A 26,620-nucleotide genomic window follows, 5' to 3' on the forward strand; every position below is an offset into this window, starting at 1 on the left:
GCCCCACATGTGACTGCCCCCTCCAGTCTCACGGTGTCTGTGGCTGCCAGGTCAACCAGCCGGCGTCGGCGGCGAGGTCGGTGCCGGGCCAGGTCGAGGGAGCCGGTGCTGGTGGGTCACCGGCGGCGATGACCCACCGGTCCTGCTCCCACGTCATCCGTTCGCAGTGGCCGTAGGCGACATCGACGGTGCGGTCGATGGAAGCGGTGATGTCCAGCAGGACGCAGGCCACCACCCAGTCCGGCCCGTCGACGCCCTTGATCTGGGCGGCGGCGGGTGTGACCTCGATCCGTGCCTGGGTCCCGGCCTCCTGGCCGGGCAGGCCGGCGCTGGAGAGGAACGCGGACACGTTCTTGGTCATGCCCCACTCGCGGGCCGGTCCGGCGCCGGTCTCGGTCCATGCGTCATGGACCTCGTGGGCGCGGGGGATCGACATCGTCTGGACGACTTCGCTCAGGATTGCGCCGAGCTGCCCCGCGGCGCCTTCGGGGGTCTGCGGGAAGCCGGTGGCGACCCTGGCCGGGCCGGTGGTGGTGGGGTTGGGGATCTCGATCGTCTCGGTGAGCGCGGTCGAGGGCGTGCCCCCGGTCGCGTCCGCGGCGCCGACCTCAAGCATGGGCGCCGCAGCGACCAAGTCCCTGGTCGACTCCCCCGGCCCGGCTTCACCGGCCGATGAGCCAGCGTCACGCTCGGTGCGGGAGTCACCGGCCGGTGACAGTGCGAGCACGACCGCGGCGACCGCTCCACCGGTGAGGGTCAGCGCGAAGATCACCGCGGCGAGCAGGATGGCCACGATCTTGGGGCGGCTCCAGGCCTGGGCGTCTGCCATGGTTCAGAAGCACCCTGCCCCGTACATGGCTCGCAGGATGCTCGGCAGGATCATGTACAGCAGCATCACCCCGAAGGTGACCAGTATCCCCGCGCCACCAGCCATCGACAGCATGCGGATGTGGAGTGCCTTGCCGAGCAAGATCAACAGAATGCTGACCGCCAGAGCAGCAAGGAAGGCGCCTCCCACTGCCCAAAGGGCGTAGCCCATGATCTCGTCGTAGAACGCCTGGGCGCCTGGGGGGACGCGGGGACAGACCCTGTTCATCGGTTCATCTCCTTGGTGGTGGGTGTGGTCGTGTGGTGTGCATCTGGGTAAGCCAGATCCAGGACATCCGCGGCAGCGGCCACGACTGCCCTCGAGAGTGGGCCGGTATCGAGGCCGGCGATAGCGAGCTGCGGCTCGGTCGGGAATTGCAGCAGCCGTCCGGCGTCGTGCAGGGCCCGTGTCCGGGGGCCGGTCTGCTGGTGGACGGTGGTGGGCCAGCGTCGCTGCCGGTGGCCCACCCGGAGGATCGCCACGGGGGTGGCCTCCTCGGGCAGGACGTGCAGCACCGCCTCCAGGTGGCGCACACCGGGGGCCGTGGCTGTGGCGACCAGGACCGGCGCCGGCGCAGTGAACAGTGCGGTAGAAAGCCACCCGGCGGCCCGGGCCAGGACGCGGGGGTCCCAGCTGAGGTCGAGCACGGTCAGGTTGGTGGAGTCCGGGGCAGGGTCGGGGACACCGACCTCTCCAGGGGTCAGCGGTAGCCCGCTGGCCCGTTCCAGGCGTACCGGACCCCGTGCGCCGGCGACCCACCCGGAGGCGCTCTGACCCAGTTCCGCCGTGGCGGCGGCACAGAACGCGGACGCGGCGCCGCGGCATTCCACGACCCGGGAGCTCCCCTGGTGCGCGGTGGCGATCGCGGCCGCGAGGATCGAGGCCCCGGCACCGCCGTGGCAACCGGCTACCGCGACCACCGGCTCGGGCGGTTCCCACGTCGACGTGGAACCGACCCGGGCTGGGGCGGGGGGTGCCGCGGCGCGGAAGTCTCCGCGCGCTGCGGCCCGGTATGCCTGCTGCAGCTCGGCCAGGCTCGGTCTGGTGTGGGTGCTCACTGTCACGTCCCCCTCAAGTGGTGTCGTGTCTGCTGGCGTTCAGCCGGTCGCCTCGAATCCCGTCATCCGGGCGTGCTCGCGTAGCCGGCCCAGCGATCGGGCGGCGTGCCGCCGGACCGAGGACCGGTGCATCCCCTGCTCATGGCCGACGTCGAGGAGGACCTGCTCGGCGAGTAGCCCCGCGTTCCCGCGTCCCGCGCGCCGCACGTCCCGCTCGTCCGCGGTCTGCGCCAGCTGCAGCAGCAGGTCGCGCTGGTCCCCGGTGATGACGTCGCTACCGATCGCCTCCTGCAGCACCTCCCGCAGCAGGACCTCGGCCGTCGCGTCGGCTTGTGGTGCTGGGATGGTCTCGGCGCAGGTCTGCCGGTCCTGGTCGTCCCACAGGGACGTCACCGACCAGGCCGGGTCCTCCCGGATCCCCAGGTCCCGCAGCACCCCGCCGCGGGCACGCATGAGCGTGTTCGCGGCGACCTTCGGGCCACCGTTCCAGGACCGGCACTCGATCCACAGCTGAGCGGCGACCACCTCGTCGATCCGTCGGCTTAGGTGGCTCAGGGTGGCGGCCAGCCGGGCGGCCCCCGGGATCAGGAGCCAGGCCAGCAGTCCTGCGGCGGCGATGTCGTCCCCGCCGGTGGGTGAGGCCAGCGACGCGAGCCCTTGCAGGACGTCGTCCTTCTGCGCCGGAGTCCACCCGGTGAAGATCTCGGGCAGCTGCAGCGGGTCGGGGCACACGTCCAGCCGTGGGTCGCCCCCTGCCCAGGACGACCACCGGTCCCTGGCGCGGGTGAGCAGAGTGCTGGTGTGCGGGTCATGTAGACCCAGTTGCGCGGCGACCCTCATCGCCATCCCCTTTCGTCGAGCGGACACAGCTCGACGACACCGCCCAGGCATCCCCAGCGACGCCCCCACGCACCCAGCAAGGGCGGCTGAGGTGGCAGGGGCGTGCCGGTCACGGGTCTCTGAACTGCAGTGACGCTGCGCCCCCACGCGCCCCCGAACTGGCGAGCGTCACGGCAACCACCGGACAACATCAGTGCGGTGACCAGGCGGCGGGCCTGGTGCAAGGGCTCGCGCCATCGTGTAGGTTGGTTTAGTAAACTGACGTTGGATAAGCGAGATGTACTTATGGAGGGGACGGTCTACACCCCCGGTGCTGGGCACAGCCCACCGTTGCTGGCAGGGCGCGAGGACCTGGTCAGCGAGTGGCAGCTGACCCTGAACGGTCTGGTCGCGCAGGGCCGGGTTGCGGCGCGGGACATGCTGCTGACCGGGCCCCGCGGGGTGGGCAAGACCTCACTGCTCACGGCCTACGGGACGGCGGCGCGGGAGCACAACTTCGAGGTGGTGCACCTCCAGGCCGCCCAGCACCACGTCTCCCTGGTGGAGTCGCTGGCGGGTCAGGCCCGGGCGAGGGTGGAGAAGGGCGAGAGCGTGTGGCGCAAGGCGCAGGGGGCGCTGACCCGGCTCAGTGGTCTCAGCGTCGGCGTGGCCGGAGTCAGCGTCGGGATCAACACCAGCGACGCCGACGATCCACGCCCCGGCCCCGTCCATGACCCCGGCGAGCTCGCCCGCGCGTTGGATGCCGTGGCCGACGCCGTACGCCAGGAGCGGGGAGGCGGGGGCGTGCTGGTCACGGTCGATGAGCTCCAGGCTGCTCACCCCAGCGACCTCACCCTCATCGCGGCCGCCCTGCACCGGTTGAACGTCGACCACCCCACCTCCCCGGTCGCCTTCGCCGCGAGTGGGCTGCCGCACACGATCGACGTCCTCACCAACGCCGGCGTGACCCACCCGGACCGGCTGTTCGTCCTCGAGCAGATTCCCCTGACCCTGACCCGGACCCAGACCGAGCTAGCGATAGCACTCCCCGCCCAGCAGCACGACGTGACGTGGCACCCGCACGCGCTCGAGGCGGTCGCTTCGGCGTCCAACGGCTACCCCGCCCACATCCAGTTCATCGCCCACGAGATCTGGCAGGCGGCGGCCGGACCCCACCAGATCACCGCCCAAGACGCACGCGAGGGCATCGAGCGGGCAGCCAGCCAGATCAGCCGACGCACCCTAGGCCCGAGGTGGGACCGCATGCCCGACCGGGAGATGGAGTACATGGCCGCCCTCGCACTCAACGGCGGCACCGCCACCACCCGACAGATGGAAACCGCGCTCGGCCGGGAGCAACGCACCGCCGCCATGGTCCGACAGAAACTCATCGAGCAGGGCGACATCTACGCTCCCCGGCGCGGTCAGATCCGGATGAGCATGCCCGTCTTCGTTCCCTACGTCCTCGCCCGCTACGAGGAAGCGCGCGCCGAGTCCGGGTCAGAGCACATCCTCAGCCTGGACCAGATGCGGGCGCACCTCGATGCGGGTAACGGCCCGATGCGACCGGGACCGCACCCGCCTGGGCTGGCCGGCCGAGACCGGCAGGATCGGCAGGTCCCTCCGCCCCACGGGCCAGCAACGGCTGGTCCTCAACGCTGACTCACGCCTGCGGTCGCCTCAAACTCTCGGCTACCTGCGTGACGGCGCTCCTGTTCTGGGAGATGAAGTCCAGGGAGCCCCAGTGGGTACGCCGCAGGGATTGTTCGGCGATCTCGCGGTCGTATCCCATGACGCGCAGCCACGCGATCTCGAAGAGGCGCAGGCATATCTCGCGGCCGACGATCAACGCGTCGCCAGCTTCTTTGAAGGCTGGACCGGTGCGTCCGTGGGTCACTGCGTTGCGCAGTGTCTCGATGTCCATCGCCCAGTCCGTCGACGCAGTGGTCTCCTTCATCAGGTGTCCGACTTCGTGGTCCACGCGCCGCAGTCTGGCAGCAAGAGACTTCTGGTGCGCGGATCCGATGCCTCGCATGAGCTGCACGCCGCTGATCAGAGTTGTACCCCTGCTCCACGAGTATCGGTTTGACGATGTCGACGATCTCATCCTGCCAATCCTCACGGCGGTCGGTGTGGAGGCCTGCATCAAGGGCCTCCACCGCTTGAACGGCCTCGATGAACATCGTCTCGAGCGATCCGGCCGGACCGCTTCTCGCGCTGTAGTACCGGTCCAGTGCGTACCGATGGTGCCGGGTGGCGTTCAGGAGTTCATACATGTCGCTGTCGGCCGGCACCTCGGCAAGACGATGGAGAAGGTGGAAACTCGGGAGGTGCTCGTCCGGGGGGTCGCGCTGGTCGCGCTGGATGTGACGCCCACGAACCTGCAGCCACGGGTTGCGCGAGCCGAGCTCCGGATCGTTCTCCTGACGTGCTCTCACCCATTCTTGTCGACTGACGAACAGGCTGCGGAGGTGGCTCCTCCGTCCCGACGCCGTGCCGATCAGCAGCTGAACCGAGCGCAACCACTGGTACGCGATGTCTTCTATGGACATCGCGTGCCCAGTCGTGAGGTCGAGCCGACAGTCATCGGCCAGGATCCACTCTCGCTCGTTGCGCGACCATGATCTGGCGTCCTCGAGCGCGAGCACGTCCTCCCCGCACAGAAACTCGCGTCTCCTCATGCCTTGGTGCTCCAGCCTGGGGACGAGTACCGGCCGGTCCTCATCCAGATCGCTCCAGGAGGTCCACTCGGCCCAGGCAGAGAGGTCACGCAGGCGAAACCGGACCCTGTCGAACTGCAGCTCGTCCGGCCCCGGCAGCAGGTCCCCCTCGAAGGCCAGTGCGGCCTCCGCTTGGTAGTGGCTCACGCTTCCTCGCATCGGATGCTGCGCGGAGTTCACCCGCACGCCGACAAGGGTGATGGCCTCGCCCATGGCGTCGCCGTGAAGGAGGGCAACGGGCTGTTCCTGGGACCAGACGCTGCGCGGCCCCCCGGGAAGAGGCTCATGCCAAGACGCATGAGGGATGCCGTTGTCGCTCACCCAGTACAAACCGAAGACAGATCTCTTGTGACCTTCGTCCGGTAGCCACCAGCGTGCCGGGCGCTTGTCCTCAGATGAGTTGCCGTCAACCACGTCGACCTCCCGCAAGCCCCGGTATCCGCACAGTCCTTCGAGACGAACTGGTGAACGGCCCGAGGACCAGGGTAGCCGTCCGGCCGACGAGCTATGAGGCTTCGGCGTCGTGCGTCTGGTCGAACCACTCCGGCCGCCGGTTCAGGATCTCCTCTGTGCGATGCGGTAGCTCCGGTGGTGGCAGGTGGTCGTCGCTGCGGTCTGTGATGTGCGCCCGAAGCAGGTTGGCGCTGTCCTGGTGGCGGCCCTCGGCGATGGCGATCGCGGCGAGGTCGAGGTTCGGGGTCTCCGCGTAAGGGTCGGCTTTCTTCGCGACCTGCGTCGCCCACCGTGCCTGCTCCAGGTCACCGGTCTCCAGGCCATGCACGGTGACCAGGTGGGCGACGGCGCCGATACCGACGACCAGGTACTGGTCGACGCGCTCGGCGTCCTGGAAGAGCCAGCCCCAGCCCTGGGGTCGGAGCCGGTCGAAGGGTTGACCGGTCACCAGCTGCAGGGCGGCGAGGAGGTCCGTGAGTCCGTCAGGGCCGCGGGAGACCCCACGGGCGTGCAGCCGTTTGAACAGGTCGGCGTCGACGAGCACCCCGTGGAGGCGGTACAGCTTGACCCCGTCGTGACGGACCACGTCGTCGGCGAACGGCAGGTGCAACTGCCCCGTCGCGGGGTCTTCTCCGAGCCACGCGCGGACGGTGGAGACGTAGTCGCGGGCCTTCTTGCGGGTGAGGCCGAAGTCGTCCGCCAGCTGATCCGGGGTGGCGCCGTCGGGGCGCAGCGCGAGGTAGGCGAGGATCTCGGTGAGGTAGCCCTTGCTGTGGGACTGCGGGGCACCGAAGGTGCGGGCCTTGACCGGGCCCAGCAGCTGCAGCCGGGCGCGTTTGCTCTGCGGGTCGTGCCACGCCGCGAGGTCGGCATCCAGGGTGGGGTCGGCGCCGCTGATGCGGTCCCGGGTCTGGGTGGTGACCGGTGGCGCGATCTGGTGCAGGTCCTCCTGCGTGGTCGCCGCGACGGCCAGGTAGTCCTCCGCCGCTGCCGGGAGCACGCTCGCGGCGTCGTGGTCGGGTGCCTGGTGTGCCGGGGTGGACCGGTGCGGTTCGAGGAGCGCGCCGGAGTGGTCGATGTAGTGACGTAGGTCCTGCGGGTCGTCGACGTCGTGGCTGGGGACCGGTTGCTCGCGGTGGTCGTCGACGGCGGCGCAGAGCATCCCGACCCCGGCCGCTTCGTCGGCCGTGAGGCCGACGGCGACGAGGTCGAGTCCCACACCACCGACCTGGACCCGGCCGTGGGGGGTGAGGTCCAGCAGCAGTGACGGGTTCCCGGACCGGTCCTGGCCGGGAGTGGCCATCACGATGGCGGCGCTGACCCGGTCGGGGTCGGCGCTGATGGTGTCCTCGAGCTGTCGGGTCTGCTCGGTGTCGGTCCCGGCAATGATCAGGCGGGCGGGCCAGGTGTCGTCGCCGGTTCCGTGGACTCTGCCGGTGGCGGCGCTCACCTGGTGGTGCCTGGCGCGGGCGGCGGTCTGCTCCAGGTGGTGGTGCACGTCCTCGAGGTCGGCGTCGGCGTCGTGGATGCTCACCCGTGAGGGGTTCACCGGCTGCAGCTCCTGTCCGACGCCGAGGCAGTCGATCTGCACGGTCTGAGACCACGGGTTGAGCAGGGCGCCGGCGGTGAGGTGCCGGGTCAGGTCGTGCGCCATGGTGGGGTCTCCGGCGATCGCGACGTGCAGGCCTTCGAGGTTAAGCAGCCAGGTGCCGTCGGTGTCGTCGGTGCCGATGGTCGCCAGCAGCGGGTAGGGCGCGTCGATCTCGGGTGCGGGCCCGGTCAAGGGGTTGGCGAGGCGCCACCGGATGCCGCTGTCGCCGATCGGCTCCCAGGGGTGGGGCAGCTGTTCCTGCGGGTCTGCGAGGAACAGGTCGATGCCGTCCTGGTTGCTCAGCCGTGCCGCGACCAGCTGCGGCGCAGCCGGGGATGCGTCGCCGGCTGTCGGTGCGACCAGGTGTTTCAGGACCCGGTCCAGGGTCTCCAGGCTCACTGCGGCGACCGCGCCGACGGTCTGGGTGGTCTGCTCCAATGGCGCGAGCTCGGCCGGCAGAGGGGCACCGACGTGCAGTCCGGGACGGCGGTGCCGGGACTGTGCCCGGCGCCGTCCCCGCAGCGCCAGCCACAGCGCCCCCGCGAGGATCCCGCCGCCCCCGGCGAGCCCGGCCACCAGCCAGGGCACGGCACCCAGCACCGTTCGGTCGTCCTGTTCTGAGTCGGCCGCGGCCTCCCCGGGCTGCGTGGCGGCGGCCGGTGCCGAGCCCTCTGCCGGCGTGGTGTCCTCGCCGGTGGCGACGTCGGGGGTGGACACGGCTCCCAGGTGTCGTCCCGCGACCGCGCCCTGGGCCGGCGCCGCGTCGGGTCCTACATCCTCCGGCGGTGTCTGCGCGGTCCCGCCTGAGTGTGGTTGTGAGGTCTCGGGTTGCGGGCCTGCGGCCCCCTGGTCGTCGAGGTCGGTGGCGTCGACAGGGACGTGCAGCTGCCACCCGGGTTGGATCAGGTCGGGGTCGACGAGGCGGGCGCCGGAGTCCTGGGTGATCTGGGTAGAGGCGGCGTAGATCTCCGGCCAACGGCCGGCGTCCCCCAGGTGCTGGGTGGCAAGGCCGCTGAGGGTGTCCCCCGGGGCCACCGTCACGTCGATGGCTTCCAGGTCGCGGATGCGTTCCGGGGTGCCGGGCAGCGTGAGGACGGTGCCGGGGTGGATCAGGTGCGGGCTGGTCAGTTGCCCGGAGTTCTCGTCGTACACCTCCCGGTATCGTTCCCCCGCCCCGAGGTGGTCCTCGGAGATCTGCCACAGCGTGTCTCCCGGGCTCACTGTGTGCGTGGCCGGACCGGATCCCTCCTCGGAGGTCGCCGTCTCATCGGCGACGGCCTGCCGGGGCCCTTGCCCGGACCCGGGGTGGTCCTGCGCCTCGGGGACCACGGGGCCCGTGGCGGTGTGGGCGATGGCCGGTCCGGCGGTGAGGTTGGCGCCCGCCGGGGCGGTGACCAGGAGCGTGAGGATGCTGGCGACCAGGGGCCGCATCAAGGACCGTGGCATCGCCAGGCTGCTACGGCGGCTGGGCGCGGGCGCCAGGGTGTGCCCGGGCCGGCGTAGCGCGCGGACCTGGTCGAGAACCTCGAGCAGACATGCACCGAGGAGCAGGACCCAACAGACCCACCCGGCCAGGATCGCTGCGGCGAGCACGAGGCGACCGTCGTCGGGGGCGGTCAGCGCCCGGCGCACCTGGTCCGGGTCGGGGAGCTGGTCCGGGAGCGGGTTGCCGCCCACGGCCAGCAACAGGGCGGGCAGGCCGGCGAGCACGGCCAGCAAGAGGGTCGTGGACAGTGCCGCCGCGGTGATTCGGCGCATCATTGCTCGGTCCCTTCGATGGAGCGGGTGATGCGGGACTCGGCGGTACCGGTCGCGGACAGCGAACCGATCCCGATGACGGACAAAAACCTGGTCGAATAGGTGGTGGTGACGGCCACCTGCACCGTGTAGGGGCCGGTGACCGTGGCTGAGCCGTCGACACCGGCCGCGGACAGGTAGGAGTTCGCCGCGGCAGCCGCGAGAACAGGGGTGGCGACTGCGCCCTGACCGAGCACACCGCGAGGCTTCTCGATCTCCTGCCCGCCGGCCCGGGCGGCCTCCCTGGCGAGGCTGCGGGCCTCCTGCATGGCGTGGATGTGCCCGGAGGTGTCGACTGCCAGTCCCACCATGATCAGGGCGAGCGAGGCGAGCATGACGGTCCATAGGCTCACCGACCCCCGCTCTTTGTCGGCGCGCTGTAGCCATCGTCGGGTTCTCATCAGCCATTCCTCCCTCGGAAGGTGTCCAGAGGGGAGCTGCTCGTCGACGTCAAGGTCCGTGACCCGGGGATCCCCGGCAGGCTCAGGTCGCTCATGTCCACGACGCAGCTGACGGTTGCGCTCACCTGACCCGGGGTTCCGACCGGCGCCCCGAAGGCGCTGGTGTCCAAGCTGACGCTGTGCGAGGCGCACCGCACATGCTGGTTGGTCAGTGAGGCGGCTACGGCACCGTCGGCGGCGCCGCCGGCCTCTCCGCCCGAGCGGGCGATCGAGGCCGCGCGGGCTGCCTCGGCCGAGGCGGCCTGCACAGCTTGCTGGGCCAACGCCCACCGGCCAGCAAACACGATCATCATGACGAGGACGAGCAGCACCGGGGCGAGGATCACGAGCTCGACCGCGACCGCACCCCGGTCACCATGCCGGGTCCGAGCGGATCGACGAGAGAGGGAGCTCCTCATCCGGTGATCCGTTCCACGGGGAAACTCGCGGACTGCACGATGGGTGGTGCCCACCCGGGAACGAGCGAGGGTGCGGTGCCGCTGACCGTGACGGTGGCCGTGGTCGTTGAGCGTGCCGCGCTGGTCGACGCACCGAGGAGGACGTCTGCTCCGCCGCCGCTGGCGAGGAAGTCGCTGGCCGCGGCCGCTCCGGCCCCGGCGCTCGATCGCTCCCCGGCCGCGACCCGGGCACCGTCCTGGGCAGCACCCAGAGCCAGGGAACGGGCGTGGAACCACAGGCCGGACTGGACCATCATGAACAGGAACAGGAACAGCATCGGAGCCAGGATGACGATCTGCACGCTGGCAGATCCACGCTCACCGGCGGGCACTCCCCCTGGGGGGTGGCCCGCCGGTGAGCGTCGGCTCCGGAAGATCATCAGCCCAGTTGACCCAACTGGCCGGTCACGAACGCTGTGACGCCGGCGATGACCAGACCGGCCAGGACGAACAGGCCGATGACGAGGACGACGAGCTCGACGCTGATACCGCCGCGCTCACCGCCCTGGTGCAGGCAGCGGGCCGTCCTGGTGATCCGGGTGTGCAGGGTGGTGGTGCGGTTCATGATGCTGGCCCTTTCTATGTGGGGGAAGGTCCCCCTGGTGGGTGCCGATGTGGTGGCGTGATCGTGGGTGCGGTGTTCAGGTGTTTGGGCGGGTGAAGGTTCGATGTGGCGCTCAGCCCCCTCCGACCAGCAGACGCAGCAGTTGCGGGGTGACGAGGATGCCCATGAACAGGACAGCCAGCAGAGTCATCGGCAGGGTCATCCGCTCGGAGACGGCGTTGGCCTCCGCTTTCTGCGCGAGCAACGTCGCCGACCGCATGCCGGAGCTACGGGCCCGGAGCTGGTCGTACACCTGAGCGTCCTCGTCGCCGGACAGGCGCATGATGTCCGCGAGCTCGTGAAGCTCGTGCAGCCCGATCTCCTCACCGAGCTGCCGTAGCGCGTCCCACGGGGTGGTACCCGACCAGCGGGTCCGGGCCAGTTCCTCCCGGACCCGCTGGAACGCCCAGGAGTCGCCTACCGCGGCGGCCTTCTCCATCGCGGGCCGGGGACCCGACCCGGCGGCCCGCTCGAGGGCCACCAGGTCGATGAAGGCGCCCAGTCCTCGGGAGAACTCGGCGCGGGCCTTACCGGCGTCGTCGATCACGTTGTAGGTGGGGATGAACCACAGGCCCAGTGCCAGGGTCAGGGAGGCCGCGACCGGGATGAAGATCGGCAGGCCCCAGAAGATCGTCGGCACCAGCGTCACGAGCGGTCCGGCCAGCAGACCCAGTGCGGCGAAGAGCAGCTTCTCCCCATAGAAGCGGGTCCGGGTCTTGCGCAGGATGGCGAGGTCCTGGTCGTTGACCCGCCCCCAGATCCGGCTCGGCAGGAGCCGTTCGCCGCTGACGCCCAGGACGTCGCGGATGTCGCTGCTGCGGGTCAGCCGGCGCTGGTGACGCTCTCGGATCTGCCGGGCGCCGGTAGGCGAGAGCCTGGACAGAGTCTCGGTCAGGTCCGGATGGGCCGGCAGCAGGCGCAACACGAGCAGGGCCACGCCGGCCCCAGCCAGGGCGCCGGCGGCGATGAACAGTTGCAGCGTGCTCACGACGGCACCTGCTCGCGGACGGCTGACCCGATGAACCGCGGCAGAGGCTTGCCCTGAGTCATCATCCGCATCCACAGCAGACACAGGACGTAGCCGGTCAGCAGCACGATCAGGGCGATCTGCCCGATGGGGGCTCCGTAGGCCGCCACGTACTCGCCGGTCAACGCGAGGTACCCCAGAACCACGACGCTGATGCCGGTGATCAGGCGCACATTGGCGCGGGGTTTGGCCCGGTCTGCCTCAATCTCCCGTCGTCCTTTGACGTCCTCGGCGACGGACCGGGCCACCGCCTCCAGCACTGTGGCCAGGCCTGGCCCGCGCCTTTCGGCGCCGAGCACGAGGTTGGCGACGATCAGGTCGGCGGTGGGGTCGTCGAGGTCGTCGGCCAACAGTCGCAGCGCCGGCACGGTGCCCCACCGTGACCGCAGCCGGCCCACCAGCCGGGAGATCTCCGGGCGGATCGGTTCGGGCGTGGACCGTAGCGAGGTGATCAGCGCCTGCTCCAGGCCGACGCCGGCGGTCAGGACCCCTGACACGGACCGAAGCCACTCCTCCATCGCCTCCAGCCGGCGCAGCTCTTCGCGGGCCGGTGGGGCGCTCAACAGGGCGGGCAGACCGACCAGGACCGCGGGGATGATGACGATCGCGACCACCCACCCGGTCAGGACCGCGACAAGGACACCCGTGGCGAGGCCGGCCAGGAGGCTGATCCGGGTCCGCCGGGTCAGCCGTACCCGCGGCGTGCTGCGTCGGCGTGGCCGGGGGGCCGTGACGGGGCGTGGGGTCAGGCCCAGGACCAGCAGCAGCAACCCGCCGGTGATCAGGGCACCGGCGACGGCGGGGATCACCAGGTTCATTCGACCCGTCCTTGTCCGCCGACGTAGCGGGCGAGGTCGAAACCGTGGTGGGCCAGGGACCGGTACTGGTCGGGCAGGATCTGCGCGGTCGCGACGCGGGTCCCCGGTTCGGCCTTGAACACCGTGGTGGTGGCGTACCCGAGCTGCTTCTCCCCCGGGGTGACGACCAGGATCTCCGAGATGTACCGGTGCACCCTGGCGGTGCCGTCCGGTTGCGGTTCGACGTCCTTGGCGACGTGCACGATGACGTTGATGTAGGCGCTGACCGCGCGGACGGCGAAGGCGTGGTTGGCGTGCTCCCCGGCTTCCATGACGCAGGTGACGAGCTTCTCGATGGCGCCAACGGCGTGCGGTGCGTGGGTGGTGGAGATCGACCCGGTGCCGGACTGCATCGCCTTCAGCATCGCCATCGCCTCGGGCCCCCGGACCTCACCGACGATCTGCCGGTCCAGGTTCATCCGGAAGGAGTCGAAGAGCAGCTCACCCAGGGTGACCTCACCGGCGCGGCGGCCGTCGGGGCCGAGCTCACCTGACCCGGGGCGTGCCTCGTAGGCGTAGCACAGCGGGTGACGGTCGGTCATCTCGTGCAGGTGCAGCTCGTACTCGGTCTCGAACGTGGCGATGACCTCCTGGCGAGGGATCTGTCCGCATAGCGCCCGCACCACCGTCGTCTTCCCGGCGCCCTGCGCCCCGGAGACCACCAGCGAACGACCGGAGCGGACGACCGCGCCCAGGAAGCTGGCCGCGACCGGGGTCAGCGCGTCCAGGCCGACCAGGTCGTCCAACGAGACCTCCTGCATCCGGTGCCGGCGGATCACGACCTGCGGGCGGGGGCAGACCCACGCCTGCGCCGCGAGCCGGGCTCCACCGTCCAGGCGCAGGTGCAGCCGTGGGTGTGCCGGGCTGAACGGGCGTGCGTTGACCTCGGACCGGTTCGCGACGAAGGACAGGAACTCGATCAGCTCCTCGTCGCTGTCCGCGACCCGGGGCCCGGGGACCTGCCGCCCACCGGTCAGGCCGAGCACGACCCGGTCGTGTCCGAAGATCATGATGTTCTCGACATCGTCGTCATCGACCAGGGGCTGCACCCGGCCGAGCCCGAACACGGCGTCGTGGACCGCGCGGCCCAGGCGCCCCGCTTGCGGCACCGTCCAGGCTTCCTGTCCGGCCCGGACACGTTCGGTCGACTCCCGGTTCAGGAGGTCGGTGATGATGGCCCAGCCGCGTTCGCGCTGCGCGGCCCGGTCCTCCAGCAGGTTCCCGGTGGACTCCTGGCTCAGCCGGTCGGCGACCTCCTGCCGCAGCGTGGCCACCAGCATCCAGTCCAGGCTGTCACTGTCCCGCCAGTCCCCCGCCGGCCGACCAACGGCCGGGGTGGTGGTCTGGGGTGCGGCGGCCTGGTCCGGGGGCGGGACGACCCGCAACGAGGGTTGCTGTGAGCCCAGCCCGGACAGGCTGAACGACCCACGGGTACGACCAGGCCGGCCCGGCTGGGTTCCGGGCGCCCCCTGCCCGGGCTCCCGGTGCTGTTCCGGCGGGGCCTCGGAAGCGAACAGGGGCAGTCCAGCCGGGTCGGCCGAAGCCCCGCCAGCGGCCGGCGCCGTGTGATCTGTCTCCAACCTCATCCGGCCGCACCCTCCCCGGTGTCGATCAACTCTGCCTTCGCGGCCTGGACCGCGGCCGCGATTGCGGCGTCCGCGGACCGCAACGACCGCACTAGTGGCGACTGGTTCAGCTTGCGGACCTGGGCACCGGCGGAGAACACGGCCGCTGTCCTGGGGTCCCACTCCACCGTCGCGACGACTGGGACGCCCATGACGTCGGCTACTTCCTTGGCCGCGTACGGGCGGCCCGGACCGACCAGCAGGACACCCAGGGCGGCGCCGGCGCCGAACTCCTCGAAGCGGGACCGCAAGGTGTTAGCCCACGAGCGCGCCCCGGACAGGGACACCAGGTCCGACCGGGCCACCAGCAGGGTGAGGTCGGCCCCGATCATCAGCTGGCCGGCGGCACCCTCCAACCCGAGCCGGCCCAGGTCGATGATCGTGTCCTGGCCGGTGCCCCCCAGGGCTTTCAATGCGCCCAGCAGCGGGTCCCACAGGCCGCCCAGGGCCCCTGCCTGGACGTGCGAACGGACCCCCGGGATCAAGGTGACCTTGGAGTCCGGCAGGGTGAGCGTCGCCTGCGGCAGGGCCTCCCGCAGGCGGCCCTGGTTGTGTGCGACGTACAGGTCGATCAGGGAGTCGGTGGGCATGCTCTGCCCGCGCAGGTACCCCGCGAGGATCGGTGAACCCCCGGTGGGGTCGGCATCCACCAGGATCGTCGGACGCGACCGGCTCAGCGCCAACCCCACGGCGGTGGTGGTGACCCCGGGAGAACCCGAGGCCGAAGTCAGGGCGATCACGGACATGGACTCAGTCCTCGCTGCTGTCCAGGACCACAGCGACCCGGCCCGCGGCCGCCCACGTGGCGGCCTCGCCCGCTCTCGCCTCGTCCACGATGACGGACACGATGACCTGCCCGGTCTCGCTCACGCTGACGCCGGCGACCTCTGCCGGGATCTCGACCGGGTCGGACACCTGCGCCGGGTCACCCTGCCCGGCCGTCCCGACGACCCGGACCCGGTCCCCCACCTGCAACGGTTCACCCGGTAGCGACCCGGGCGCGAGGGCCAGCCCCACGACGGACTGGCCGGCGCCGGGGACGACCTCCTCGGCCACCGCGTCCGGGGACAGCAGCGTGCCGGCGCTCAGGTCCAGCCCGGCACGCTGGCCCACGAACGAACCCAGCTGATCACCGGGCACGGTCCGCAGCGCCGGGTCGGGGTTGATCTGGACGACCATCAGGTCCTCGGCGCCGATCTGCGACCCGCGCGGCACGGTCTCCCGCAGCGCCACGACCGAGACGTTGTCCGTGGCCGCGGACCAGGCCCACACCGCCAGCAAGGCACCCGCGATGACCAGGGCCAGGGCCAGCAGGACCTGGATCGGGCGCCTGCGCAGCTTGGGCGGGGCCGTGACCTCGACCGGCGTATCGGTTTGGGCATCCTCAGCGGTCGGAGACGGCCCCTGGGGGGCGGCGGTGGTGGTCGACGTCATCATCTCTCCTGGTACTGCTGCTGGGGTTGTTGTCATTGAGTGATGACCTGGACCTCGCCGATGGCGAGCTGTGTGGTCTGGGTGAAGTCGAGCTCGATGGTCCCGGACTGGCCCAGGCCGGCCCACTGGATCACCCAGTAGGACGTCGCGGACACGTCGTAGAAGCCGTCGTCCTCGTAGTAGTCGTGACCGCAGTCCGGGGACCGGGCGTCCATGAATGACTCCTGGTATGGGGTGCCGGGGGTGTCACAGACGATGACCTGGCCATCGCCCATGTCCCACTCGATCCGGTCCACCGTTCCGGTCGCGGTGACCGAGTACGGACCCGAGCTCGCGGTCCTGGTGATCGGCCCCCACGTCGAAGGGCCCTCGTCCTCGACCCATAACCACTGCGGCAGACCCACCAAACCGATGTTGCCGGTCTCCGGGTACGGCAACGGTGTCACCCCGATATCGATCGCGCGCAGCTGCATCGACTCCACCGCCTGCTCCGCGAGCTCACGCGGATCCGGTGGAGCGCCCCACGGCGGCGCCGCAGCCCACCGCTGCACGCTCGAGGCCCCCAGCGGGTCCGTCAACGTCACCCCACGCGCGCACTCAAAGATCGCGCCCTCGGTCCGCCCCGACCACACCGGGTCCGACCAGCCCGGCTGCGGCTCCGCGTACTTGGTGTGACACGCCCATGCCGACGACCAGTAGAACGTGCCCACCACGCAGGACACCTCAGCCTCCTGCACCCAGTCCCAGCACACGTTCTCCCCACCGGAGCCCCCACCGCCGTTCCCCCCGCCGCCACTACCGCCGCCCGGTGCGTACTCCGGCGGCGGCGGCATCACGAAGATCCGGCACTGTCCCGTTAGATCGTCGTAGACTTCGCACTCGGGCTCGGCCGACGCCGGCAGCGCCATCAACGCGGCAAACAGCCAGCCTGCGAGGACAAGGCCGATTACTCGTCGCACGGCTCACTCCGACTTATGTCATTGACCACGATCCACCCGTACTCGCCGTCGTCATAGCGCTCGAGAACGTAGTCGTTGATGATGAGGTCACCGGCCTCTCGGTTCGGCGTGATGTCCTGCCCGTCCGCGTCGGTCACCGTCGTGTCGGAGTAGTCCAAACAAGCGGTGACGTCGGCCTGGTCACCGTTGACCTCGACCTCGAGAACCTCAACCTCGCGCTTGGCCTCGAAGGTCAGGCCCTGCTCCTCGTAGGCCATGAGCTGCGTGGTCCAGGTATCCCGGGCGACATCGCGAGACCAGGGATAGATGCCCTCGATGTCCCCGCCCTCATACGCTTCGTCGAGCGCGGCTAGGAAGGCCAGCACCGTTGCCTCGACGTCGGCCCGGTCCTGCTCGGCCGCCGACAGGGTGGCCGGCGGCTCGCTCGTAGCGGCGGCCTCGGTGGTGGGCGGCGGTGCGCTCGAGATCGCCACATCCGTGCTGGGCGCCACCTCGATAGGGTCCCCGCCGTCGCCGTTGCAGGCAGCAGTGAGCATCAGGGCCACGCTGGTCGCGGCCACCACACGGACAACACGTGCTGTGTCGGTCATCCCTCCAGTCCTCTCCTCCGCTACTACATCAAGCCTCCGCGGGAGGACGGGCGTTCACCTACCGCACGAACGGCACTGTAGCACTATTGCCACCGCGCCGTATAGGTCAGTCGACGTGGGCCGCGCGCACCGGTTGATCGTCATCCCCTGCCACGGGCCTCCCTGCCCACCTGGAGCCGCTAGGCTAACCGCCGCCGGACGCGAGGAGGCCTGACTTGACCAAGTCTTTACCTTCAGCCCCGGGGGAACGTCCCACGCGTTGCGCGGGCGCGACTTCGGAGGGAGGCGCGAGACCGGGTCAGGTTCGTCCGTTGCGGAACGCGGTCTCGACCGTCGAGGTGTGCACCCCGAGCACGTTCCCCAGTCTCTCCAGCACATGCTTCTGCGGGATGCGCTGGTAGTCCCCCGACTCCCACCTGAACACAGTGCGCACGGACACGGCCATCTCGGCGGCCAGGCCTGGCACCGACAGGCCGGCCTTGAACCTCAGCAGCCTCAGCTCGCGCTCCCCCGGGACGAGGTCTTCGACCGTCACACCGAGGACCTTCGCCAGCCCCGCCAGCTGGGTGTCGCGCGGGGTGTCGCGGCCCGCCTCCCACGACGACACCCGCTCCCCACCGGCAACACCCACTGCCAAAGCGACTGTCCGCTGCGTCAGCTCAGCGCGCTCTCTCGCCGCCCTCAGAGAGGCGGCGTCGAAACAGGGTAGGTCCGAGGGCACACCACAGCACCCTAGGCGCTGCCGTGGCCGTATCAGTACTGGCATCACCATGTGCATTACTTATTGCATTAGTGCACGCCCTAGTGGGCGCGCTACTCTTCGCGTTGTTCTTTCAACTTAGGGCGTGTCGGATGTCAATGCTTTGTTGAGCGCCGTACCTTTAGCAGTATGACTGTTCGTGATGCGTTGACTAGGGTCATCACTGTGGCTAACGGCAAGGGCGGCGTTGGCAAAAGCACTACTGCGTGCAATGTTGCGGGTCTTGCTGCTGTGGCCGGTTGGCGGGTTCTCTTGGTGGACCTGGACCCGCAGGGCAACTGCGGACACATTCTGGGGTACCGGTGGGCGGGGGAGTCAGACGACGGTGAGCACATGGTGGACGCGCTGATGCGCGGCCGGACGGTGGAGCCGCCGCTACGTGAGGTGCGGCGCGGACTGGACGTGGTGCCCGGGGGAGCGGCCCTGGACACCCTCGAAGACGTGCTCGCCGGCCGGCTGAAGCGCGGGCAGGAGATCCACGACCTGCTGGCGACGTCCCTGTGCGCTGCTGCAGACGACTACGACCTGGTCGTGATGGACACCCCGCCGACCCGTCCGCTGCTGCTCAGGCTGGCCCTGGGGGCGACCAGGTGGATCGTGGTCCCGACCCGTCCTGGACGGACGAGCATCGAGGGGCTACGGACCCTGGCGGGTGAGATCGAGGCCGCGCGCACCTCGAATCCGGGCTTAGAGCTGCTGGGGGCGTTGCTGTACGACGTGGAGACCGGGGCTTCGGTGATCCGCCGGAACGCCCTGGACGACGTCGCCAGCGCGCTCGGTGGTGCCGCGCCGGTCTTCACCAGTGTGATCCGGCATGCCCTGTCACCGGTAGTGGACTCAGAAGAGAAGGGTCTGCTGATCCACGAGATCGCCGAGCAGGTCGACCAGGCCCAGCCGTACTGGGTGGCCTTGCGGGAGGGACGCAAACCCGATCGGGTGCCAGGATCGGCACCGGCCCTGGCGGAGGACTTCGTGCTGCTCACCCAGGAGATCCTCACGACGATCGACCGTCGTGAGAAGGAGAACATGGAGGCCATGGCATGAGTGATCGCAGACCGCTGGAGGCCGTCCCGGGACTGGCAAGGACGGACTCGATCCCGGGGCCGCCGGCGCGACGGTCCCGAGGTAAGCGGTCGACACCGAGTGTGGCGCCGGTCTCGGACACGTCGACCACCGAGACCACCGAGCAAGATCTCGAGACCGTGCGCGCCCCGGCCCGACGGGCCACGCCTGCTGGGACACGAGCTGCAGGTGGCACCACGTCGTCGACCAGGGCCATCACCCTGTCGCTGCCGGCGTCTTTAGTCACGCAGGTCAAGGAACGTGCCCGGGCCACGAAGGTGACCCAAGCCGACTTCCTGATGGACGCGCTGACGGCCGCCCATGGGCGGCTGGCGGACCTGCTAGTCGCGGGGGAGACGACGACCGTCGACGACGGGTTGTTTCTCCGGCGCGCTCCAGCGCGCCGGGATCCGGAGCCGCTGTCGACGCTCTCCCTGCGGCTGCTCGCGGCGAACGTGGCCGCGATCGACGAACTGGTAGTGACCTCGAAGGCCCCGTCGAGGTCGGCGCTGTGCGCAGCAGCTCTGCGCTACTACCTCGCTGACGCAACCGTCAGCTGACTATCTGTCTCGCTCGTCCTCGCCTCCGGGGTCGCGAGGTCCTCGGCGGGCACCGGCACAACACTGCCCAACTCGCGCTCGATGCGGCCGCGAGGCAGCAGATCGCGTGGGATTTCGTGATCGGCTCGATGCTGGTGCCATGCTCTGGCGAGAGCGACCTGCAGCGGCGGGGGCAGTGCTGCGTACGATTCGGCCCGCTCGAAGCGACGTTCGTCGCTGGCGTGCTCGGCGACCCACGCCTGGTGCCGGCGGACAGGGTCGAGGCCGAGGCGCCGTTGTCGCCGCACCAAACTCGTCTTAACCCTGTGCTGGTCGTGCACGCTGCTCGCAGCGAACCGGTCCTCCAAAGCGGCTCGGCGCGATGACCTCTCGGCGGGCGAGAGTGCCCGCCACCAGGCGACTTCCCTAGCTCGCTGGCGTTTGTGCGCCAGGGCCTGCTGCGCACGCCACGACGACGACCCGGGTGCCCTGTAGGCGGCTCGCTCTGCCTCGATCACGGCACGGAGCTGCTGCTGGCGAGTGTCGGCCTGCCGTGCCGCCGCCGGGTCGAGTCCAGGGCCGCGACGCCACCTTCCGTGCTCGTCGCACCTGGCCATCCCGATCTGTGCCAACTGAGTCAGCGCGACGCGAAGTGTCCGGTGCTGGCCGGGGGTGAGCTCACTTGTGCGGGACATCTGAGCGGCGACCGCGAGGTCGGTGGGCCGGAGGGGGTCTTCGGTCAGGGACCGTAGCAGGAGCCAGGTGTAGGCAGGGCACCCATCAGGGAGGCGTTCGGGGAGGGGGGTGTGAAAACTAGGTGGGGGGATTTGCCGCTGGGCCCCCACCGGGTCCGGTGCGGGCGCTATCTCTGCTTCGTAGCTGGTGGTGGCCCGTTCCGCGGGGTCGAGGGTGTCCCGGTGGATCCGCAGGACCCCAGTGCGTTCGAGGCGTGCGAGGTGCTGGCGGATGGTGCGACGGTCGGTCAGGGCGGTATCCAGGACCAGGTCCCGCTCCGGGACGGGGATGCGCCGGCGCCCGGTGCGTTCCATCCGGTCCAGGACGGTGTGCCCGATGATGAGGAAGGCCGGACGGGCACGCTCGGGTACTCCCCAAGCTGCCTCGGTCAGCTGGGCTCTGGCGTGTCCGACCGCGGCGATGGTGGCGTCGTCGAGCGTCGGACCGGTGCCGGTGTGGTCGTCGTCGGCCCGGACGGCTGGGTCCCAGACGTGTGTGGTCCACCAGGTCCGCCCCTTGGCGCGCGCCTTGGTGAATGCCTGCGGGTGCGCCGTGGTGATCCGCGACCATGCGCTCTGCGGGTTGTGGCCTGCCCAGAGCAGGTGCGCGGTGGCCAGCGCTTCGTAGTTCGAGCGGCTGCCCGGCTGGTCGGCCGCGATGTCCGGGCGCACGCCCTGGGACAAATACTTCTCCCAGGACGCGGGCAGGTCGCGGCGGCCACGGTGGCGCCGGGGGAGTAGGCCCACGCTGGGGGAGTGGGGCGGGCCGCTGCCAGGCGGTGGCTGGTCGCGTGCCTGACTGGTCCGGCCCTGCTGTGTCGTCGTCGCACGGCGCAGCAGGGTCAACGCGGTAGTGAGGTGACCCAGGGGGGCGGTCCAGCCCCCGGTCCGGTGCGGGGCCGACAGTGGCCGGAGCGTGGCCCGCAGGTCAATGGTGGTACGGGAGGCCCGCCACTGGGCGCGCAGCTGCTCCAGGAGCTCGCTCAGGCCGTCACCGTGGCCACCGACAGCGACCAGCACGTGCGCACGCCCCTCACCACCCCCAGAGGGCCGCACCAAGTGCCACAGGCCGCGTGCGCGGCACCATGCCGCGATCGCCTCGCTCACCGCGTGGCCACGCTCACCGGTCAGGTCGACGTCGACCGCCCTGACGTCGTCGACCAGCCTCCCGACGACGGACGCGACCCGACCACGTCCGACCAGGTCCAGGCCCTGCTCGGCCGAGGTCACGACCACGTCCGGGACCCGCTGGTTCTTCGCGTCGATCACGAACCACCCCGACCCCTGGAACAGCGCCCGGTCCAGTTGGGTCACCACGGCAGGGACACGCCGAACGCTCGCCGCAGGGGCAGGCTGAGATGATGGTGCTACGCTGGGCAGCACAGAACCTCCTCACATTGGGTTTCGGGAGTTTCTTGCACTCGCTCCGAGTTGGCGCTCGGACCGAACAACTTCAGACGCTCAGGCTCCCTGTTGGCGCAGGGGGCCTTCGTCTTTGCCGGGGCGCTGCCCCGGTCAGGTCTCACCCAGTCATCGGGAGCTCCTCGTTCTGGCTACGACGGACGGGACCGGAGGGGCGCCTTGGCGGCACCTCGCGGTTGAAGGCCACGGACTCGAGGTAGGACTGCATCGACAGCCCCCGATCGGACGCCATCTGATTCAACAGTGCTCGATCCTCGGGGGAGAGACGGAGAGTGACGACTGCGGTGCGACCCGGCGCACGGTGCGTTGCTCCACTTGCCATGTATCGACCCTAGCCAGTTCGTGACCGTCTGGACTGCATCGCTCCTGGTGCGGCGTGTCACCTCGCAGGCGAGTTCCTCCAGAGACCAGCGGGGGAGGGGTCCACGTGTTCGGGCCGACGAGACAGCCCCCGCACGGGTGGTGGCGGAGTCGCCACCGTCGGGGCCAGGCCGCTGGCGTGGAACGCCGCGGTGGAGGCGCGCACCACTTCCGTGGAGTGCTGCTGAGCAGCCCCGCGCAGGGCCTGGGGGAGTGGGACGGGCCGGTCGAGCATGAGGTCCCGGGGGGTGATGACCGCGGACCCGTCCTGGTTGAGGAACTGGTCCGGGGCCGTCTCCTGGGCCAGGTAGGTCGTCAGCGCGCGTTGCGCGGCCCGGGCGTTGACCGGGATGCGTTCGGGGATCTGGGTGACGTCGTCGACGGCGCGGGCGTGGCCGGCGGTGCTGACCAGCATCTGGTGGATGCTCTCCAGGGTGTCACGCGCGTCGAGGCGGGAGACGGTCTCCGCCTCGGACCGGGGTTGTCCGTTCGGTCGCATGAGTACGTCACGGAACGCGGTGCGCAGGTCTCTGAACGCCTCGAGCAGGGCTCGATCGCCGGCCGGGCTGGTGCGGGGTGCTGCCTGCAGGTTCTGCCAGAACGTCCCGAGGTCGGTCCAGGCGCGACCAGCCTGCTCGATCCGACCGATCAGCTGCTCGCTCTGCGCGTCTACCCCCGGAGGCTGGATCGCGCGAAGGAGGGGCTGGAGGGCCTGGTAGGACAGGGACTGACCCGCAGCGAGGTGAATGAGCGTGGCGGGTTGGTCGGCGGTGACGATCGCGCGACGAGCTGTGATGTCCCACCGGGCCAGCATCAACCCCAGATCCCGTGCACCCTGCGGCTCCTGCGCAGCGTGGGCGGTCCGACGCGAATGCGCTTGTCGCAGGTAAGACCCGGAGAGCTCGTCGACGGCAGTGGCCTCTGCGAGTCCGCGCTGCAGCAGCGGGCGGTCCTGACCGCGGGTCACCGGGCCGATGAGGTCGCCGGCGTACCCGCACCCGGGCTGCGTGCGCGCTCAGGTGCACGATGTGCATGAGCTGCCCGCGGGCGACGGCCGGGTCGCTGCTGGTCAAATCGAGGGCCTCGGTCTCGGTCAGAGCCTCACCTAGCGGGAGCAGCCCCTCATCCCGCGCCGTGGCGGGGTCATAGGCGCCACCGTGCGTCCGGAGCACCTGGCCGATGGTGCGCGTGCCGTGCAGCAGACGGCCCATGGGGTCGCTGTCGGCGGTGCCCTGCGGACTCTCGGGTAGAGCAGCCCAGATTCCGGCGGCCGCCTCCACGACCTCGGGCAGGGTACACAGCGCCTCGATCGGGTCCCGTCCGATGACGTCGTGCAGCTGCGCGGCCGCGACCCTCTCCAGGCGAGCCAGCTGGTCGTCCAGCTCACTCATCGCTCAGCTCCGGCGGCGGGTAGGGCATGCCGCGCGCGGTTGCAAGGTTCCGTGCAGCGTCGATGAGCTGAGACACAACCGGGGAGGTGCCCGATGGGTAGGCCGCGATGGTCAGCCCGGTCAGCAGCACCTCGGCCTCCCGGAGTAGCCGGAGTGGATCCTCACCACAGGCCAGCTGATGCCGGACCATCACACCCGGAGGCAGGAGCTCGAGGACGTCGTCGACCAGGACGACGACGTCGCCCAGGGTCAGTCCGTAGACGTCGGTGTCGGGGTTGGCCAGAAGTTCGTGCTGGGCCTGGTAGAGCACAGCGGCGACCTGGGCCAGCCGCTGGAGCCCATCGCGCTGCAGCGGCCGGGCGGTAGTGGTGTTGTTCATGACAGACCTCCTTGACGATGCGCGCGGACCCGGTAGCCCGCCGCCGCACCTATCCAGCCACGGAACGTCCCAACTGCGGTGCCGGCAACCCCAGGTTGTGGACAACGAGCAGGGCCTGTCGGTGGCTGTGGGCAAACTCGTCTCACACCCCCACAAGGCGTGGAGGGCTCGGCAGGCGTTCGCTGCTGCCGGAAATGGCACAGGGCGCCATGTGCTTCGGTGACACCCTTGAGAGGAGTGGCGATGGACGGCCCGACGCGGCAGGCGATGATCCTGGATGCCCTCACGCCGGTAACGGTCAGCGTGGCAGTCGTGGTGACGACCGGCCCGATCCTGCCCGCCGTGGCGGGGTGGGCGGTGCTCCTGCTGTGGCCGATGGCGGTGGTGGGCGCGTGCCCGCCGTGGGGTGAACGGTGGGTGCCCGCCCTGGTCCGGGGCGCGCGACGGTTGACCCCGTCCGAGCAGTTCACGATGTCCGCACCGGTGCGCCAGGCGCAGGAGCTTGAGCAACTGCACGTCCGGGGTCTCCGCGTGCGGGTGGTCGCCGGTGGTGATGTGCGTGGGTACGGGTCGCGCACGATCCTGCTCGGGCAGGACGTGATCGCCCAGTTGCGCCGTCGCACCCTGACCGGTGAGCAGGCCACCGCCAGGGTCGGGCACCAGCTGGGGCTGCTGCGCTCCGGGACGACCCGGTGGGAGCCGGTCGTGCAGGCGGCCTCGTGGCCCTGGCACCTCCTGGCCTCGATCCGGCTGCCGCTGCTCACACCGATGCTGCGTGCCGGGTGGGGGCTGCGTGGGCTGTACGTCCCGGTCCTGGCCTACCTCGCCTGGGTCGAGCGAAATCCGTTCCACGTAGCCGCGATCGCGGTGCTCGTCCTGACCTACCTCGTGCCCCGTTGGGGCCGCTCCTGGTCACGGGAGCGGCTGCGACTCGCGGACGCCTCCCTCGCCGGCACCTGGTTGGCGGACCCGTTCGCACGCTGGCTGCTGCAGGTGGACCCATCGCCCCCGATGTACGAGCGGGTGCACGCCCTCGGCATCGCCGCTGACCCGGCGCCGGAGGGGCACGGGTCGCCTGGTGGTGCCCGGGCAGCCCGTGCGGTGGAGCCCTGGGTTTAACCGCGGGGCGGGTTCAGCTATTCGTGACCGGTGGGCACACGAACGGGCCCCGGGGTGGCGGGTCTCTAGATGACGGCCCGCAGGTGCCACCGTTGTGGGGGAGGGGGCACCAGGGAGGCTGCCTGGGCGACGTCCGCGATGACCTGGTCCAGGTCGTGCTGGGCGGATCCGAGGAAGCGTCGGCACATGGCCGCCGTCTCGACCAGGCCGACGGAGTCGTCGCCGGCGGTGTGGAGGGTGTGCGCGGCCGCCTCGAGGCAGGAGGCGAGGGACGCTGCGTGGGTGATCGCGGTGTGCAGGGTCTCGGTGACCAGGCTGGGTGTGCCGATGTCGCCGCTGTCGACCCGGCATGCCCAGTGCAGTTGACCGAGGACCTTCGAGCACAGCTGGTGGTCTTCCTTGACTCTCCCGGCGAGCTCAGCCCATCCAGCGAGGACCTCTTGGTGCGCGAGACCTGTGTGCAGGGGCGACAGGCAGGCTTCGGCCTGCACAAGGGTGGACCAGCGGGCCAGGAGCCGGTCGTGGCAGGTGGCCAGCTCAGCTCGCGCGTTGGCCAGCAGCGTCGGCAGCTCGCTGCCCCGTGTACCTCGGGAGGACGCCTCTCGGCTCATCGCCGGATCCCGGCGGGCGCGACCTGAGAGCCGTAGTCCCGACCGGTCTGGGTGGTGCGCAGCCTCGCGGCACCGGCCACGGCCTGCGCCTGCCCGGCCGTCCGGTGCACGTCGACCTCGGCCGCGTCCACCGGACCGTCGAGGTCACGGGCCACAGCGCGCGACCTCTCGACGTCCTGGTTCAGGTCGTGCACCTCGGCCCGGTCGCTCCGGGCACGGTCCCGGCCCCGGGTGGCGAGCTCGCCGGTGGCTCTGGTTCGGTCCGTCAGGTCCTCGGCGACCGGCAGGATCTCACCGATCCTGCCGTGCAGCCGTCCCAGGCGGGTGTGCATCGCATCCCTGTCCACCCGTTCCTGATCGGTGTCCGGTGCCGGCATCCCCGCCAGCAGCACCTGCCCCGCCGCCAACGCGCCGCGCGTGTGCCCCAAGTGCTCGCGCACCTCACCGGCGTCGACAGAAGCCTGTTCTGAGCGCCGCCGCAGGTCCTCGAACGCCTCCTGCAGCGCGAACGGATGCCCGACACCCCGTTCGCCTTTGCGTACCTCGATCTCGACCTCGCCCAGGGCGACCAGTGACCTGGAGACGTCCTGGTGCACCGCGTCGAGGCTGTCCCGGGCCATGCGGATCCGGTTGTCCGCCTGGAGCAGCACCCCAGCGAGCTCCTCAGCGGACGCCGCGTAAGAGCCCCGCTCGGGCAGAGCCGAAGGCGCGTTCACCGGACCGCTCCGTCGATCTGGTCGACGACGGCTGGAGCGGCCGGGGGCAGCCGCTCCAGCGCCTCCTGCAGCTTACCGAGATCTTCCAAGGCCCCCACCAGCTGCTGCCGCGTCTGGTCGAGAAGCTCACGCTCCGACCCGGGATCCGACTCCACCATCTCCAAGCACCTGCCTCAGCTCACCGGGCTCCTTCGGCGCGGCCCTGGAAGGGGAGGGGCACAGGGCCG

The 26,620-nt window shown here is 70.4% G+C and carries 30 protein-coding genes and 1 pseudogene; 5 read left to right on the plus strand and 26 right to left on the minus strand.

What is annotated here, in order from left to right; all coding sequences use genetic code 11:
• Positions 1-28: 28 nt before the first annotated feature.
• Genes AC5PYY_RS16295 through AC5PYY_RS16310 form a run of 4 tightly spaced genes read right to left on the minus strand, consistent with a single transcriptional unit; the run spans position 29 to position 2,766 of the window.
• On the minus strand, positions 29-829 hold the full coding sequence (locus AC5PYY_RS16295; protein WP_493899462.1) for a hypothetical protein: 801 nt from the start codon (positions 827-829) through the stop codon (positions 29-31).
• Positions 830-832: 3 nt separating this feature from the next.
• On the minus strand, positions 833-1,039 hold the full coding sequence (locus tag AC5PYY_RS16300; protein ID WP_493899463.1) for a hypothetical protein: 207 nt from the start codon (positions 1,037-1,039) through the stop codon (positions 833-835).
• A gap of 53 nt (positions 1,040-1,092) precedes the next feature.
• Positions 1,093-1,926 (minus strand): hypothetical protein, encoded by an 834-nt coding sequence (locus AC5PYY_RS16305; RefSeq protein WP_493899464.1) that lies wholly within the window; start codon positions 1,924-1,926, stop codon positions 1,093-1,095.
• Positions 1,927-1,965: 39 nt separating this feature from the next.
• Positions 1,966-2,766 carry a hypothetical protein gene (locus tag AC5PYY_RS16310; RefSeq protein ID WP_493899465.1) on the minus strand — a complete coding sequence of 267 codons (801 nt, stop codon included), beginning with the start codon at positions 2,764-2,766 and terminating at the stop codon, positions 1,966-1,968.
• Between the two features lie 264 nt (positions 2,767-3,030).
• On the opposite strand from AC5PYY_RS16310, the gene AC5PYY_RS16315 reads away from it, so the two are divergent.
• Positions 3,031-4,407: an ATP-binding protein gene (locus AC5PYY_RS16315; protein ID WP_493899466.1), complete on the plus strand. Its 1,377-nt coding sequence runs from the start codon at positions 3,031-3,033 to the stop codon at positions 4,405-4,407.
• Between the two features lies 1 nt (position 4,408).
• Here AC5PYY_RS16315 and AC5PYY_RS16320 read toward each other — a convergent pair whose 3' ends face one another.
• Positions 4,409-4,726, minus strand: coding sequence for a hypothetical protein (locus AC5PYY_RS16320; RefSeq protein ID WP_493899476.1), 318 nt, complete (start codon positions 4,724-4,726; stop codon positions 4,409-4,411).
• Positions 4,727-4,778: 52 nt separating this feature from the next.
• On the opposite strand from AC5PYY_RS16320, the gene AC5PYY_RS16325 reads away from it, so the two are divergent.
• A complete protein-coding gene (locus AC5PYY_RS16325) occupies positions 4,779-5,369 on the plus strand; it encodes a hypothetical protein (RefSeq protein WP_493899477.1) in 591 nt (196 codons plus the stop codon).
• 108 nt (positions 5,370-5,477) lie between these two features.
• Here the strand turns inward: AC5PYY_RS16325 and AC5PYY_RS16330 are convergent.
• The 14 genes and pseudogenes from AC5PYY_RS16330 to AC5PYY_RS16395 all read right to left on the minus strand — a co-directional run.
• Positions 5,478-5,879 (minus strand): annotated as a pseudogene (locus AC5PYY_RS16330) (ApeA N-terminal domain 1-containing protein); the annotation flags it as partial.
• 91 nt (positions 5,880-5,970) lie between these two features.
• Positions 5,971-9,270 (minus strand): LysM peptidoglycan-binding domain-containing protein, encoded by a 3,300-nt coding sequence (locus AC5PYY_RS16335; protein WP_493899467.1) that lies wholly within the window; start codon positions 9,268-9,270, stop codon positions 5,971-5,973.
• Positions 9,267-9,707, minus strand: a complete 441-nt coding sequence (locus tag AC5PYY_RS16340) for a TadE family protein (protein WP_493899468.1) — start codon at positions 9,705-9,707, stop codon at positions 9,267-9,269. Before AC5PYY_RS16340 ends, AC5PYY_RS16335 begins: the two co-directional genes overlap by 4 nt.
• Entirely contained in the window at positions 9,707-10,165 is a 459-nt protein-coding gene (locus AC5PYY_RS16345) for a TadE family protein (RefSeq protein ID WP_493899469.1), read from the minus strand. The genes AC5PYY_RS16340 and AC5PYY_RS16345 overlap by 1 nt, the downstream gene beginning before the upstream one ends.
• Entirely contained in the window at positions 10,162-10,506 is a 345-nt protein-coding gene (locus AC5PYY_RS16350) for a TadE family protein (RefSeq protein ID WP_493899470.1), read from the minus strand. The genes AC5PYY_RS16345 and AC5PYY_RS16350 overlap by 4 nt, the downstream gene beginning before the upstream one ends.
• 77 nt (positions 10,507-10,583) lie before the next feature.
• Positions 10,584-10,769, minus strand: a complete 186-nt coding sequence (locus AC5PYY_RS16355) for a hypothetical protein (protein ID WP_493899471.1) — start codon at positions 10,767-10,769, stop codon at positions 10,584-10,586.
• A gap of 112 nt (positions 10,770-10,881) precedes the next feature.
• Complete coding sequence (locus tag AC5PYY_RS16360; RefSeq protein ID WP_493899472.1) at positions 10,882-11,796, minus strand: type II secretion system F family protein; 915 nt, start codon at positions 11,794-11,796, stop codon at positions 10,882-10,884.
• Positions 11,793-12,653 carry a type II secretion system F family protein gene (locus tag AC5PYY_RS16365; protein ID WP_493899473.1) on the minus strand — a complete coding sequence of 287 codons (861 nt, stop codon included), beginning with the start codon at positions 12,651-12,653 and terminating at the stop codon, positions 11,793-11,795. The genes AC5PYY_RS16360 and AC5PYY_RS16365 overlap by 4 nt, the downstream gene beginning before the upstream one ends.
• Positions 12,650-13,972 (minus strand): TadA family conjugal transfer-associated ATPase, encoded by a 1,323-nt coding sequence (locus tag AC5PYY_RS16370; protein ID WP_493899474.1) that lies wholly within the window; start codon positions 13,970-13,972, stop codon positions 12,650-12,652. Before AC5PYY_RS16370 ends, AC5PYY_RS16365 begins: the two co-directional genes overlap by 4 nt.
• A 302-nt stretch (positions 13,973-14,274) precedes the next feature.
• The gene (locus AC5PYY_RS16375) at positions 14,275-15,063 is read right to left on the minus strand and encodes a CpaE/TadZ family protein (protein WP_493899414.1); all 789 of its coding nucleotides are present in this window, start codon (positions 15,061-15,063) and stop codon (positions 14,275-14,277) included.
• A gap of 4 nt (positions 15,064-15,067) precedes the next feature.
• Positions 15,068-15,754, minus strand: a complete 687-nt coding sequence (locus AC5PYY_RS16380) for an SAF domain-containing protein (protein ID WP_493899415.1) — start codon at positions 15,752-15,754, stop codon at positions 15,068-15,070.
• 29 nt (positions 15,755-15,783) lie between these two features.
• Positions 15,784-16,464: a hypothetical protein gene (locus AC5PYY_RS16385; RefSeq protein ID WP_493899416.1), complete on the minus strand. Its 681-nt coding sequence runs from the start codon at positions 16,462-16,464 to the stop codon at positions 15,784-15,786.
• Between the two features lie 233 nt (positions 16,465-16,697).
• Complete coding sequence (locus tag AC5PYY_RS16390; RefSeq protein ID WP_493899417.1) at positions 16,698-17,300, minus strand: hypothetical protein; 603 nt, start codon at positions 17,298-17,300, stop codon at positions 16,698-16,700.
• A gap of 298 nt (positions 17,301-17,598) precedes the next feature.
• Positions 17,599-18,021 carry a helix-turn-helix domain-containing protein gene (locus AC5PYY_RS16395; RefSeq protein ID WP_493899418.1) on the minus strand — a complete coding sequence of 141 codons (423 nt, stop codon included), beginning with the start codon at positions 18,019-18,021 and terminating at the stop codon, positions 17,599-17,601.
• Positions 18,022-18,189: 168 nt separating this feature from the next.
• Between AC5PYY_RS16395 and AC5PYY_RS16400 the strand changes: the two genes are divergently transcribed.
• A complete protein-coding gene (locus tag AC5PYY_RS16400) occupies positions 18,190-19,104 on the plus strand; it encodes a ParA family protein (RefSeq protein WP_493899419.1) in 915 nt (304 codons plus the stop codon).
• A gap of 101 nt (positions 19,105-19,205) precedes the next feature.
• Positions 19,206-19,682, plus strand: a complete 477-nt coding sequence (locus tag AC5PYY_RS16405; protein ID WP_493899420.1) for a hypothetical protein — start codon at positions 19,206-19,208, stop codon at positions 19,680-19,682.
• On the opposite strand, the gene AC5PYY_RS16410 is transcribed toward AC5PYY_RS16405, so the two are convergent.
• The 4 genes from AC5PYY_RS16410 to AC5PYY_RS16425 all read right to left on the minus strand — a co-directional run bounded on the left by AC5PYY_RS16410 (position 19,655) and on the right by AC5PYY_RS16425 (position 23,947).
• Complete coding sequence (locus AC5PYY_RS16410) at positions 19,655-21,709, minus strand: hypothetical protein (RefSeq protein ID WP_493899421.1); 2,055 nt, start codon at positions 21,707-21,709, stop codon at positions 19,655-19,657. The two genes, AC5PYY_RS16405 and AC5PYY_RS16410, sit on opposite strands and share 28 nt — an antisense overlap.
• Positions 21,710-21,917: 208 nt before the next feature.
• Positions 21,918-22,139, minus strand: coding sequence for a plasmid mobilization protein (locus tag AC5PYY_RS16415; RefSeq protein ID WP_493899422.1), 222 nt, complete (start codon positions 22,137-22,139; stop codon positions 21,918-21,920).
• Between the two features lie 57 nt (positions 22,140-22,196).
• Positions 22,197-22,991 (minus strand): hypothetical protein, encoded by a 795-nt coding sequence (locus AC5PYY_RS16420; protein ID WP_493899423.1) that lies wholly within the window; start codon positions 22,989-22,991, stop codon positions 22,197-22,199.
• A gap of 569 nt (positions 22,992-23,560) precedes the next feature.
• Positions 23,561-23,947 (minus strand): hypothetical protein, encoded by a 387-nt coding sequence (locus AC5PYY_RS16425; protein ID WP_493899424.1) that lies wholly within the window; start codon positions 23,945-23,947, stop codon positions 23,561-23,563.
• Between the two features lie 243 nt (positions 23,948-24,190).
• Here AC5PYY_RS16425 and AC5PYY_RS16430 point away from each other — a divergent pair, with 243 nt between their 5' ends.
• Positions 24,191-25,066 (plus strand): hypothetical protein, encoded by an 876-nt coding sequence (locus AC5PYY_RS16430; RefSeq protein ID WP_493899425.1) that lies wholly within the window; start codon positions 24,191-24,193, stop codon positions 25,064-25,066.
• Between the two features lie 65 nt (positions 25,067-25,131).
• Here AC5PYY_RS16430 and AC5PYY_RS16435 read toward each other — a convergent pair whose 3' ends face one another.
• The 3 genes from AC5PYY_RS16435 to AC5PYY_RS16445 are packed head-to-tail and all read right to left on the minus strand — an operon-like array spanning position 25,132 to position 26,551.
• On the minus strand, positions 25,132-25,677 hold the full coding sequence (locus tag AC5PYY_RS16435; RefSeq protein ID WP_493899426.1) for a hypothetical protein: 546 nt from the start codon (positions 25,675-25,677) through the stop codon (positions 25,132-25,134).
• Entirely contained in the window at positions 25,674-26,393 is a 720-nt protein-coding gene (locus AC5PYY_RS16440; RefSeq protein ID WP_493899427.1) for a hypothetical protein, read from the minus strand. The genes AC5PYY_RS16435 and AC5PYY_RS16440 overlap by 4 nt, the downstream gene beginning before the upstream one ends.
• Positions 26,390-26,551: a hypothetical protein gene (locus tag AC5PYY_RS16445; protein WP_493899428.1), complete on the minus strand. Its 162-nt coding sequence runs from the start codon at positions 26,549-26,551 to the stop codon at positions 26,390-26,392. The genes AC5PYY_RS16440 and AC5PYY_RS16445 overlap by 4 nt, the downstream gene beginning before the upstream one ends.
• Positions 26,552-26,620 lie beyond the last annotated feature (69 nt).

The organism is Serinicoccus sp. JS2-9, assembly GCF_059025165.1.

Coding starts and splice junctions, on each gene's coding strand:
- AC5PYY_RS16425 (WP_493899424.1), bottom strand. CDS start 23,947: ATGAACAACACCACTACCGCCCGGCCGCTGCAGCGCGATGGGCTCCAG.
- AC5PYY_RS16345 (WP_493899469.1), bottom strand. CDS start 10,165: ATGAGGAGCTCCCTCTCTCGTCGATCCGCTCGGACCCGGCATGGTGAC.
- AC5PYY_RS16340 (WP_493899468.1), bottom strand. CDS start 9,707: ATGAGAACCCGACGATGGCTACAGCGCGCCGACAAAGAGCGGGGGTCG.
- AC5PYY_RS16295 (WP_493899462.1), bottom strand. CDS start 829: ATGGCAGACGCCCAGGCCTGGAGCCGCCCCAAGATCGTGGCCATCCTG.
- AC5PYY_RS16335 (WP_493899467.1), bottom strand. CDS start 9,270: ATGATGCGCCGAATCACCGCGGCGGCACTGTCCACGACCCTCTTGCTG.
- AC5PYY_RS16365 (WP_493899473.1), bottom strand. CDS start 12,653: ATGAACCTGGTGATCCCCGCCGTCGCCGGTGCCCTGATCACCGGCGGG.
- AC5PYY_RS16390 (WP_493899417.1), bottom strand. CDS start 17,300: ATGACCGACACAGCACGTGTTGTCCGTGTGGTGGCCGCGACCAGCGTG.
- AC5PYY_RS16375 (WP_493899414.1), bottom strand. CDS start 15,063: ATGTCCGTGATCGCCCTGACTTCGGCCTCGGGTTCTCCCGGGGTCACC.
- AC5PYY_RS16430 (WP_493899425.1), top strand. CDS start 24,191: ATGGACGGCCCGACGCGGCAGGCGATGATCCTGGATGCCCTCACGCCG.
- AC5PYY_RS16300 (WP_493899463.1), bottom strand. CDS start 1,039: ATGGGCTACGCCCTTTGGGCAGTGGGAGGCGCCTTCCTTGCTGCTCTG.
- AC5PYY_RS16435 (WP_493899426.1), bottom strand. CDS start 25,677: ATGAGCCGAGAGGCGTCCTCCCGAGGTACACGGGGCAGCGAGCTGCCG.
- AC5PYY_RS16445 (WP_493899428.1), bottom strand. CDS start 26,551: ATGGTGGAGTCGGATCCCGGGTCGGAGCGTGAGCTTCTCGACCAGACG.
- AC5PYY_RS16400 (WP_493899419.1), top strand. CDS start 18,190: ATGACTGTTCGTGATGCGTTGACTAGGGTCATCACTGTGGCTAACGGC.
- AC5PYY_RS16380 (WP_493899415.1), bottom strand. CDS start 15,754: ATGATGACGTCGACCACCACCGCCGCCCCCCAGGGGCCGTCTCCGACC.
- AC5PYY_RS16325 (WP_493899477.1), top strand. CDS start 4,779: ATGAGCTGCACGCCGCTGATCAGAGTTGTACCCCTGCTCCACGAGTAT.
- AC5PYY_RS16355 (WP_493899471.1), bottom strand. CDS start 10,769: ATGAACCGCACCACCACCCTGCACACCCGGATCACCAGGACGGCCCGC.
- AC5PYY_RS16310 (WP_493899465.1), bottom strand. CDS start 2,766: ATGAGGGTCGCCGCGCAACTGGGTCTACATGACCCGCACACCAGCACT.
- AC5PYY_RS16370 (WP_493899474.1), bottom strand. CDS start 13,972: ATGCTGGTGGCCACGCTGCGGCAGGAGGTCGCCGACCGGCTGAGCCAG.
- AC5PYY_RS16415 (WP_493899422.1), bottom strand. CDS start 22,139: ATGGCAAGTGGAGCAACGCACCGTGCGCCGGGTCGCACCGCAGTCGTC.
- AC5PYY_RS16420 (WP_493899423.1), bottom strand. CDS start 22,991: ATGCTGGCCCGGTGGGACATCACAGCTCGTCGCGCGATCGTCACCGCC.